The organism is Amycolatopsis sp. NPDC049252, assembly GCF_043197175.1.
Lineage (GTDB): Bacteria > Actinomycetota > Actinomycetes > Mycobacteriales > Pseudonocardiaceae > Amycolatopsis.
Genome location: NZ_JBICSQ010000152.1, coordinates 1 through 10849, shown reverse-complemented (window position 1 = coordinate 10849; position 10849 = coordinate 1). Strand labels below are relative to the sequence as shown.

General features: G+C 67.8%; 8 protein-coding genes. All 8 read right to left on the bottom strand.

The genetic code is table 11. The annotated features are described in order from the left end of the window. Positions 1-142 precede the first annotated feature (142 nt). Entirely contained in the window at positions 143-937 is a 795-nt protein-coding gene (locus tag ACGFMK_RS48035) for an Asp23/Gls24 family envelope stress response protein (RefSeq protein WP_392778481.1), read from the bottom strand. A gap of 301 nt (positions 938-1238) precedes the next feature. Continuing rightward, positions 1239-4193: a helicase HerA-like domain-containing protein gene (locus tag ACGFMK_RS48030; RefSeq protein WP_392778478.1), complete on the bottom strand. Its 2955-nt coding sequence runs from the start codon at positions 4191-4193 to the stop codon at positions 1239-1241. A gap of 119 nt (positions 4194-4312) precedes the next feature. Beyond that, positions 4313-4921, bottom strand: a complete 609-nt coding sequence (locus ACGFMK_RS48025) for a hypothetical protein (RefSeq protein ID WP_392778475.1) — start codon at positions 4919-4921, stop codon at positions 4313-4315. A gap of 26 nt (positions 4922-4947) precedes the next feature. After that, positions 4948-6024, bottom strand: a complete 1077-nt coding sequence (locus tag ACGFMK_RS48020; protein ID WP_392778472.1) for a hypothetical protein — start codon at positions 6022-6024, stop codon at positions 4948-4950. Between the two features lie 20 nt (positions 6025-6044). Continuing rightward, positions 6045-6548, bottom strand: coding sequence for a DUF4365 domain-containing protein (locus ACGFMK_RS48015; RefSeq protein ID WP_392778470.1), 504 nt, complete (start codon positions 6546-6548; stop codon positions 6045-6047). Between the two features lie 255 nt (positions 6549-6803). Further along, positions 6804-7778 (bottom strand): 3-oxoacyl-ACP synthase III family protein, encoded by a 975-nt coding sequence (locus ACGFMK_RS48010; RefSeq protein ID WP_392778467.1) that lies wholly within the window; start codon positions 7776-7778, stop codon positions 6804-6806. Continuing rightward, complete coding sequence (locus tag ACGFMK_RS48005; RefSeq protein WP_392778464.1) at positions 7775-9631, bottom strand: ThiF family adenylyltransferase; 1857 nt, start codon at positions 9629-9631, stop codon at positions 7775-7777. The genes ACGFMK_RS48010 and ACGFMK_RS48005 overlap by 4 nt, the downstream gene beginning before the upstream one ends. 338 nt (positions 9632-9969) lie before the next feature. After that, positions 9970-10849, bottom strand: an 880-nt coding sequence (locus ACGFMK_RS48000) for an SGNH/GDSL hydrolase family protein (protein WP_392778462.1), incomplete at its 5' end; no start/stop codon positions are given.

Here is a 10849-nt window from a genome sequence, read left to right as displayed (position 1 = left end):
AGACACCTCCACTTCACAACCGGAGGCCTTCACCTGTCAGCACGACAGGCCGCCGCTGGTCACCTCAACTCGGGACAACGTCCCTGGACATCACAGCTAGCCCGGTCCCGGGGCGCGCCCCGGGACCGAACCGTGGTGGATGTCAGTCGGCGTCCGGGAAGTGGATGTCGGCGACGTGCACGTCGACGCCCTCGACGTCCAGGCCGAGGAACTGTTCGACGGCCTCGATCACGTCGGTCCGGATCTGCTCGCCGAGCGCCTTGACGGCGTGGCCGAACTCGATGACCAGCGAGATGGTGATGGTGGCGACCTCGCCGTCGACCGCGACCTCGACACCGTCGGCGGCGATTTCGTGCACCCCCTCGGCCTTGCGGGCGACGCGGGCCACGATCTTCACGACGACGTCGTCGCCGATCGTGGTGGCGCCCCGGGTGCCGGCGGCGGGCCGGGCTGCCGCCGCGACCACTCGCTCGGCCTCGTCGACGACCTCGGCCGCCACGGCGGGTTCGGCCACGGCCGTGACGGGCTCGGCCTCCACAGTGGTCTCGTCGGTGTCGGCTTCTTCCGCGACCTCGGCGGTGTCGGTCTCGGTGTCGTCGGCGTCGTCGGCCGAGTCCTCGGCTGCGTCGGCCGAGTCTTCGTCGGCGTCCTCGGTGACGGCTTCGTCCTCGAGGTCTTCGTCGGCTTCGGCCTCGTCGGAGGCTTCGGCGGTCTCGGTGTCGTCGCTCTCGTCGTGGTCCTCGGTCTCGACGGCGTCCTCGGCCGGCTCGACGGTGTCGGCCGGGGTCTCCTCGATCGCCTCGGTGTCAACGATTTCGGGCGCGGCGGCCGGGTCCACGGTCCCGGATCCGGTCTCGGTGTGAGGGGTGGCGTACCCGCCGGGAGTGGTGGTGCCGCTGTTGGCGCGGCCGAAGATGCTGTTGATGACGTCGGACATGAATTTCCCCTTTTCGGGAGCGACGACTGCGGGTGGGGACGAACAGACGGCGCCACTATAGGGCATGAGGGTGACCTCCATCACGTGCCCCGCCGTCACGTTTTCCCTTGTGTCCAAGAGATGTCCAGTATCGCGCCGCCGCCCCTGTCAGGGAGCTGGTCAAGACTTGCCACCGGAACTTCGGCGTGGTGAAACCGAACCGCAACCCGGCCCCGATCCGCAGCCGTGCAGCCGCGGCTTGTTCACAGCGGGTGCACGGGTGATCACGTTATCGCCGGCATCAGTCGAGAGGGCGGTTCTTTCACGCGCGGCGAGCGCGTTCGACGACTTCGTCCTCCTGCAGGGGGCCGGTGTGGTGGCTGAGACAGATCGGCACCTCGATCTTGCTGAAGCCGGTCCCCTCTCCGGCGGCGTAGAAGATGCCGCGACTGAGGCTGCCGAGATCGTCGACACGCGAGTTGCGTGATTGTGCCATCGCTTTGGCCGCGTCGAGCTGAACCGGCACACTCATCCGGCCGAGGAACTGGTTCGCGGTATTTCCCACTGTCTGGTGGTGGATTCCCTTGGGCGCTTGTGAGGCGAGCACGATACCGAGCCCGTACTTCCGTATCTGACGGATGAGCTCCACCGTGCTTTCGGTGCTCGGATTCGCGCCGCTTGACGGCACGAAGTTCTGCGCCTCGTCCATGACCAGGAGGCCTCCCAAGGGGCGGTCGCCCGCAGGATGCGCCCTGAACCAGGAGAACAGTGCGGCTTGCAAACGGCTGACGAAACGCGCTGACGCGTCACCGGCCAGTCCGACGAAGCTGATCACCGAGACCCGTGAAGTCTTTCCCGGCGACGGCGTCAGGAGCATGCCTGGGTCAGCGGGTGCCCCGGACTCCCCGAACATGGGATCAGTCTCCATCGCGGCCTCGAGTGTGTCGGCCATGTCGACGGCCAGCCGGCTCGTCCTGCTGTTGACAGCCGCACTGGGTGGCTCAGCGAGCAGTTCGACAAACCCGGCCATCGTTCGTCCACCGTCGCGCACGTAGTGATCGAGCACTCGCCGCAGCACCCCTAGTTGCTGAGTAGCTCTCGCGCCCTTGCCTCTGATGCCCGCCTGTAGCGCAAGTGTGGCAACCGTCGACGTTAGTAACCGATTGAAGTCGTCGACGTCGCCGAGCACCGGGCCGAAATCGGGGAGCGGGTGAAAGGACAGTGGCCGGCCCCGGTTCAGCCCGGGTGTCCATACCACTACTTCGGTGCCGGAGAAATAGCGCTGTGCTTCGTCCTCCTGTTCTTTCGTCCAGCCTTCCGGTGTGCTCGGCCACGGGTCACCGAGCCGGCCCAGGTCGTCGTTCGGATCCAGGACGATGGCCGAAACACCCTGCAAAGCACATTGCTCGACAAGCCTCTTGAGCAGCACCGTCTTCCCCGAACCGGCCGCCCCGACAACGGCAGTGTGCATCCGGAGCTGTCTCATGGCGACGGTAAAGTTCCGGCTGCCTCTCTTCGTCTTGCCGATGACGATTTCGTGCAGCGTCGGTGTGCTCGCGCAGCTTTGATCATCGTGTGGTTCTGGGCTGTCGAGATAGGGACGGAGTTCGTTGAGCACGGATGCGAACACCTCGGTTTGCGACGCCGGACGAGTCGATCTAAGCCAATCGTCGAGACCTGGCTGGCGAGTGGCAAGCATGCTCCGTAGGGCGGTGAACGTCTGGATGTCATCGGCGCCGATCGGGACCGACGACCCACCTCGCGCGAAGAAATCTCTCTTGATTTGATCGCTCTTCGGGCCTGTCGGGTAGGAAGTGTTCCGAAGCAGAGTCATTCGCCGGCTCGACAGCCCTGCGGCCAGGCCGGACTCCTTCATCGCATTGGTGATCCGAGTCTGTGCGGCGCTGGCGTTGTCCGCGGCGATCGCGCGGAAGGACCAGTGAACGGATTCCTCCGTCTTCTCGTCCAAGACGTAGCGAAGCCGTGCGTGCAACGCCGGATTGCGGCCGAAGGCGGTTTCGATCTGAAAACGGGTGTCCTCCCCGCCGAGTTCCTTCACGAGGCTCTTCAAGCCGGCACCCAGCAGGCCAGGCATGAGGCGGTCCTCAGTCGTTTTGTCGAGGGGGCCGGAGAGATCCGCGTTGCGCCGAAGGTCTTCGAACCGGCTGGTCAACGTGACCGATTGATCGTCCGATGCGGGTGCGGGAGGCGTGACGGGCTTGTCGTCGGTCAACGAAGTCAACTCGACGACCGTCCCTGTGTCCAGGCACTTCTTGATGTGCTCGGCGACGCGGTTGAGCAGTCGGCGCACTGTATAACGTTGCGGAGCCTCGGTGAGCGCGGCGGCACCAATCGGCCAGATCGGACTCGGTGGCAGGAACCCCACGGCTTCGTAGCCGAGTCGGAACCGACTGCTGACTATGGCCGCGGCCGTGGGCTCGTCTGGGATCGTCCCGAGCTCGGGCAGAAGGTCGAACCTGTCCAGCGCGGACCGGATCGCGACCCGCGATATCTTCTGCCAGGTGTCGGGTTGGCACGCGACCACGATGAAAGTGCGGCGGGTCTCTTCCCGGAGATTCATCAGGCCTGTGGCGATGTCGCTGGTCAGGCGCTTTGCTGCGCGGCTCTCTCCAGAGGAAGGCGCGCCCAGAGAAGTCTCCGATGCTGCTACGAGGCCGTCGAGCTGGTCGAAGGCGAACACGAGCGGCCCGGCGAGGGCGAAGAGCCGGGTGAGATCCCGGAGAAGCAGCTGCGCCGGCCGTGCCCGGGGTGGCAAGCCCCAAGTGGTTCGCAGCTCGGTATCGTCGTCGTTGAGGGCCAGGTACGAGGTGCCGGCTTCGACGGCCGCACCTGACGAGGCGACGAGCGCGAGGGCACGTGCTGTGTACCCCGCCTCGTTTGCCACTTGCCGGTCCAAGCGCCTGATACCTCCGATGAACGTGTCCAGCTGAATGCGGGTCAACTCGCGTTCGCCGGTGATCGCAGCACGGGTCGTGTCGTCGAGGGATGCCCGGCGAGCCAGGTCGTCGAGGAGAACCAGCAGTTGTTCGTGGCCTCCGTCGTCTTTGCGGTACAGACTGTCGACCAGGCTGGCCGAGGCGCTCTCCCAGAAATCCCGACCGGCCACGAACTTGATGTAGAAGAAGAACCCACCGCGTGTCTGGATTTCCTGGCGGGTCCAGCCGAGGAGATGAGTTTTGCCTGACCCGGTCTCGCCCTGCACCACAGCCGCTATCGGCGCATGATCAGCACCGATCGCCGACATCGATGCGAGCATCCGCCGGGAAACCTCAGGGTGAAGGCTTCCGACGTGGTAGGAACTCTGAGACCTCCATACCTCATCCGGTGTGAGCGCGGTGCTGAGGTGGAGCTGCTCCAGGGCCTCCAGTTGCCGGTTCACGCCGCGCCGATCTTCAACAGGTGACGTTCCTCGCCGCTGATCTCGACCGCCGCCTCTCGATCCTCGTCGCTCAGCGTTTTCCGGTTCAGTTCAGAAATCAATTGCACGTCGGGTAGGTCGATCAGCCGGTCAAGTTCGGCATCGACGACGTTCCGGGGAAGATCCTCCAGCCACGGGCGCAGGGCGGAAAGCTTGACCCAACTGCCAGGGGCCCGACGGACCGTCAGTTCGACGTAGACCGCACGGATCCAGCTCTCGAGGTCAGGGCGAAAGAACTCATCGAACTTCGTTTCGGAGCGCTCAAGGTACTGCCCCACGTTGTCCAACACGGCGTACAAGGCTCCGGCCGGGAACTTGGCACCGTCGGGGCGCCCTGCGATGAGGGCGGATTCGCACCAGCTTCGTCCCTCCGGGGTCAGACGATGGGTGTTGACCGCTCCGCGTCTCTTGGAGGCGATCAGCTCGACGTCCAGGTTTGATCGCGTACGTACTTCGGCCGTGATCTCCAGACCAGCGAGTTCCCGTAACTCCCGGTTTGTCACCGGCCTCGCCACGACCATCAGGGCGAACAGGGACACCTGGTCTCGCACGGTCAATTCAGTCACCACGGCATTTCCTCCCGGATTCGGGTTCAGAACTCAGGTCTCCGCCCGGGCACCAGTTCCACTCGGCCGGTGGAGCTGGACAGTTCGCCGGACAAGGTGATCTGGCGCGCTTCGCGGTGCGCGCTGAAGGCCTGGTCGTACGTGGCCTGGTCAGCCAGCCGGACCCACACCGCCGTGCGCCGGGATTGTTCGACGTGTGCTGTGCGCAGGTCGCCCCGTACCTTGATCCGCCACCGCTCGCCGCTCGCCGGGTCGTCTTCCAGGCCGGCGACGATGCCTGACACGGTCGCCGGTCCGGACGCATTGAGTCCACGCAGCCGGGTCGCCGCCGCTTGGAGCAACGGCTCCGAAGTAGCAGGGAACGCGAGCACGTGTGACGGTGCGTGGAGCGGTTGTAAACGTGCCCAGCGGAACGCGATCTCGAACGGTTCGTTCCGACCGGCACCGGATAATTTGCCGAGGGCCTCGCACAGCTGTGCTGAGACACCGGCGGTAACAGCGTCGTCGAAGGCTTCGGGGACGTCGGCCAGTACGGCCCTGCGGGCGGCGCTGACCGCTTCCAGCATGTGCGTCAGAACCGTCCTACCTGCCACCTCCTCCCCATTTCGGGAGCGGGCTGCCATGTCCGCGGCCAGCCTGAGCTCGATCACATAGCTGCCTGGCCGCGCCGAACCGAGCTCGGCCGCCCGCAACACCTCGCCCACCGCCGGCGGCGGGCGGCCCGCGAACGCGAAGTGAGGGCCTTGCAGGACAGTCCGCGTCACCGTCCTGAGGAGGCTTTTTATCCCCTCAACCACCTGAAGACCGGACACCAGGGAGGTGTATCCGGCGTCGTGGTTTGCCGGGAACGTGCGGAAGAGTTGCCTGTCTAGGTTGGGTCGGGAGATCTCCAGCGCGATCTCGGTCATCGGGCGCTCCTCGACCGCGCAAAGACACCGGAGGATGTCGCGTACCCTGCGTTCACCGTCCCCCATGCCGTCCTGGGCGGGGACCAGCATTTCGAAGTCGCCGGATCGCCTCCACGAGCTTGCGCCGTTCCAGGAGCCAGCGTCCCGCTCCCAGCCCGTTTCGGCCAGGTAGCTGACGATGTCGTCGACCTTCAAAGAGACTGTCATGGTGGTGCCTACCAGACCGACTGGGTTTCAGTGAGCCTGCGCAGGGCCGTGGCGGTGAGTACGTTCGCGGTCGGCACCCTGACCGGGCGTTTCCGACCGCGATCTGGGTGTGGGATCTGCTTCTCGGAGCGGAGGGATACGAAGTAGCCAAGGTGGCGGAGCATCACGCCGTCCGTCATGGAGGCCGCGTAGGACTGGTTGTCGGTGGGCACACAAATGACGAAGAGAAACCGGGGGACCGTGAAGTCAGGACCAGCGAGCTTGTTGAACTGCCATTCGTCAAGTCCGCGATAATCCAGGTGCCCGGACGACCGGGAAGGTTTCGACCATGTCTTGATCTGTGCCTCGATCGTCGGGGAGTACACCTTCCCGTATCTACCGGTGGCACGGAATCCGAGGTCGATGCCGTCAACGTCGAGATCGTCTTTCAGGACCAGGAGGCCGCCTGCAGACGCCAGCACGCGGACGTAGTCCTCACCGAACTTGCCCTGGTGTTGCCTGGCATCGAGCATGCAAGCCCTCCCGCGAGCGTGACGTGCCTTGACCGCGAGCTTAAGAGCCGAATCGATGCTTGTCTGTACGGCAACGTGTTGATGTCTGCCGAAACGCGGTGCTTCGCAAAGGGGGTGTTTCCGAAGATCATTACGGCTGCGTCGTCTTGGCTGACCTGGCGGTCCGCCGAGTGAATAGATCACGGTGCGGGCTGTTGCGGTATGACTGGGGAGGACGCTGCACCGGCTCAGAAGCCGGAGCAGCGGCCACACACCTCAGCCGTGGCGGAAGCAGAGCGTTCCCCACTGGAAGCCCGCTCCGATGGACGAGACCACGTACGTGTCGCCCGGGCTCACCGCGCCCTCGGCGAAGGCCGCGTGCATCGCCGTGAACACGCCCGCCGAGCCGGTGTTGCCCAGGCGGTCCACCGTGATCGGGGCCTTCGCGCGGGAGACGCCCAGCTTGTCCAGCGCCGCCGTGATGATGTTCAGGTTGGCTTGGTGGAGGAAGAAGTGCGTCACGTCCGCCACCGACAGCCCGGCCTCGTCGACCGCGCGGAGGATGCTGTCCGGCAGGCAGCGGGTCGCGGTGTTCCAGACCGCGCGGCCGTCCATCTTCAGGTAGTGGTCCGGCGCCGTCGCGGCGGACGCCGGCAGGCGGGACCCGCCCGCCGGGATCTCCACGTCGTACGACAGCTCCGTGCCGAAGTCCCAGCCCAAGAGCCCGCCGGAGGACGTGCGGGTCAGGACCGCCGCGCCCGCCGCGTCGCCGAAGAACACGCGGGTGGTGCGGTCCGCCGGGTCGGTGACGCGGGAAGCGCAGTCCGCCGCGATGACCAGCACCGTCCTGGCCGCCGACGTCTGGAGCAGGTGCGTGGCCAGGAACAGCGCCTGGACGCCGTTCGCGCAAGCCGCCTGCGTGATGTCGAGCGTCAGCGCGCGATCCGCGCCCAGCAGCTCCTTCACGATCAGCGCCGTCGACGGCAGGGGCTGGTCGTAGGTGTAGGTCCCGACGATGATCGCGTCGACGTCGCGGGCGGTGACGCCCGCCGCCGCCAGCGCCGGGTGGGCCGCCGCCACGCACATGTCCGACGTCGCGCGGTCCGGGGCGAGGCGCCGGCGGACGCGGATGCCCGTGCGGCTGACGATCCACTCGTCGGAGGTGTCCAGGGTCGAGGCGAGCTCGGCGTTGGTGACCACCTCGGGCGGGAGGTGGACGCCGGTGCCCGCGACGGTGACGGGGAGGTTCACACCGCACCGCCGGCGAAGACGTTGCGGGACGGGCTGACCTGCTGGGAAAGATCCGTGTAGAAGCGGCCGGACTCGCAGGGCCGGCCGAGCAGGATCCGGCGGGCCGCCTCGCCGCACAGCGCGCCGCCGAGTGCGACGCCGGAAGCCAGCTGCGGCCAGCTGCTCAGCGTGTGCCCGAGCTCACCGAACGACGCGGCCAGCTCCGGGCTGATCCGGTCGGCGTCCACCATCGCCAGGATCAGGTCGACCTTCTGCTGGTGCCCGAGTTCGGCCAGGTCGACGGACTTCACGTCCCCGAGCAGCCCTTGCAGCAGCGGGCGGTCCGGCTCGACGTCGAAGCGCTCGACGTCGAGCATCCCGCGGTCGTTGCAGTCCATCACCACCGGGATGCCGAGGTCGCGGGCGTATTCGCGGGCCGCGATCTTGACCCACGGGGTGTCGCACTCCTCGACCAGCAGGTCCAGACCGCCGTCGAAGAAGTCCTCGATGGTCTCCGGCGTCAGGCCGTCCCGCTCGATCTCGATGTCGAGGTACGGGTCGATCTCGAACATCTGGCGCGCGGACAGCACCGCCTTGTTGACCCCGAGGTGGTGCACGCCGGCGCGCAGCCGGTTCAGGTTGGACAGCCCGAACTCGTCGAAGTCGGCCAGCTTGTACGCGCCGCCGATGCCCTCGAGCGCGAACGTCAGGGCCGCGCTGTTCCCGACCGACAGGCCGATGACGCCGATCCGCTTCGTGAACAGCTCGCGTTGCTCGGGCCGTTCGATCCGGCCGCGGTTGCGGTCGGTGCGCACGAGCCGGAACTCCTCGCGCGGCAGCACGTGCACCAGCCGCCCCGACCACGGGTACCACACCCAGGTGCCGTACTCCCACGCCGCGACGCCGGCCAGCTGCTCGGTCTTCTTGCGCGCGATCTCGGCGGCGTCCCGGCACCCCGGTTCGCGGCTGCGGACCAGTTCGGTGAGCTGCTCGTCGAGGGTGTCGTGGACTTCGCGGACCTCGCCGGAGGCCAGCAGCCGGTCGAGCGCCTGGTGGTGGGCCGCGGTGAACAGCACCGGCCGCCAGGCTTCGCGGTCGGGCGCGGCGGCTTCGGTCAGCGCGAGCGGCGCCACGCGGGGCGTCCGCGGCCGCGGCAGCAGCGGTGCCGGGCCGCCCGCCGCGATGAGCGGGAACTCGTCCCGCAGCCGCGTCACGAGCTCGTGCTGCCGGCCCGCGCCGTCGAGGACGCGGTGGAACATGATCACGACGTCTTCGGTGTACTGCGGGACGTAGCGGCGGGTGCCGGGCACCGGCCGGAAGCCGAACCGCTCGTGGAACCGGTCCTGGCCGTCCTTCGTGCCGGACGTGCCGATCATCGCCCGCGCGCCGAGGTGGTGGGCCGCGCCGATGGCCAGCGCGTTGAGGTACTGCCCGAGCCCCAGCTTGCGGGCGCGGTGCTCGACGACGAGCCGGCTGTGCTCGAACACCTCGGACACGGGGATGTCCTCGGCGGCCAGGAACGCCTCGTAGTCCGCGTCGCCGAGGTAGGCCCGGGACTGGAACCGGTCGCCGGAGTCCGGTGTGGACAGCCGGATGTAGCCCAGCGGCTCGCCGCCGGGGCTGCGGCGGGCCACGAAGTGCCACGCGCCGAAGTCGAGGTCCTGGTCGTCGGCGTGGGAGCCGTCGGAGCGGAGGAACGCCGGGCGGCGGCCGTGGTCGAACAGGATCCGGGCGCGCAGCTCGCGGACCGCGTCGATCAGGCCGGGATCGCCGGCGCCCGGCTGCGGCCCGAGGAACGCGGTGACGTGCCAGTCCGGCGAGCCGGGCTGCGGGGACCACGATTCACGCGGGCCGGGGTGGTTCAGGTGGGTCAAGTTCCGTCTTTTCTCAAGGAGTTCCGGGGGACCGGTCCGGCCGCGGCGAGCGTGGTCCGGACCAGGGCGGCCGAACCCTAACAGCGGCCCGGCGGCCCGGCCCGGCGGTGCGCCAGGGCCGTTCTTCCCGCTCGGCCCAGCCGGGAAATCCTTTACTTCCAAGATGATCGACGGTGCGTCACGCGCAGGGCCCTCGATTGATGAAGATCAACAACAAGATCCACTCGATGGAGTGGCCGCGTGTCTCGCAGTGCAACGGAGAGACGAGGAAGCCGGCCACCATCCACAAAGGATTGTGGCCGGCTTCACAAGCGCGTCGTCACCCCCGCGGGGGAGCGTCAGCGGTGGTCGAACAGTCCAAAAGGGACACTCGACGCGAGCGCGCGGTACCCGGCGGGGTCGAGGTGCAGGTGGTCGCCGACGTCGTAGGCGGGCAGGAGCCGCGCGGGCTCGGCCGGATCGCGGGCGACGCGGTCGAAGTCGAGCACCGCGTCGAAGTGACCGCGGATCCACGTGTTGACCCGCTGGCGAGCGGCTTCGCGCTCCGGGGTGTCGTACGGGGAGTTGCCGCCGAACGGGGTCAGCGTCGCGCCGTAGACGCGGATGTCCCGCGCGTGGGCGCGCGTGATGATCTGGTCGTAGGCGTCGATCAGGTCTTCCGCGGTCTGCGCGGCCGCTCCGGGCGCGGCGGTGCCGATGTCGTTCACACCCTCGAACAAGATCGCCCACTCCACGCCGCTCTGGGCCAGCAGGTCACGGTCCAGCCGGGCCAGCACGTTCGGGCCCAGGCCGTCCTGCAGCACGCGGTTGCCGCCCGCCGCCTCGTTGACCACGGCCGACGACGTGCGCGCGGCCAGGACGTCCGGCCAGCGGTCGTTGCCGTTGGTCGTCGAGCCCCGGCCGTCGCTCAGGGAGTCGCCGATCACCGCCACCGCCGACGCGGGGGAGAGCACCTCGACGCCGCTGAGGAAGTACCAGTGGTCGACCGGGGTCGCGCCCGGCAGGTCCGGCGCGCTCACCCGGTCGCCCGCCACCAGGTACGACGTCGTGCGCGAGCCCGGGTGGGACGTGATCGACGTCGACGCCTGGCCGTGCGCGAGGTAGGCCGTCACCGTGATGTTCTCCGCCGCCCGAACCGGGAACGGCAGCGGATCGGACACCACCTGGGCACCCATCGGGACCGTCGTGGACGGCTTTCCGTGGAAGGTGACCGGCACC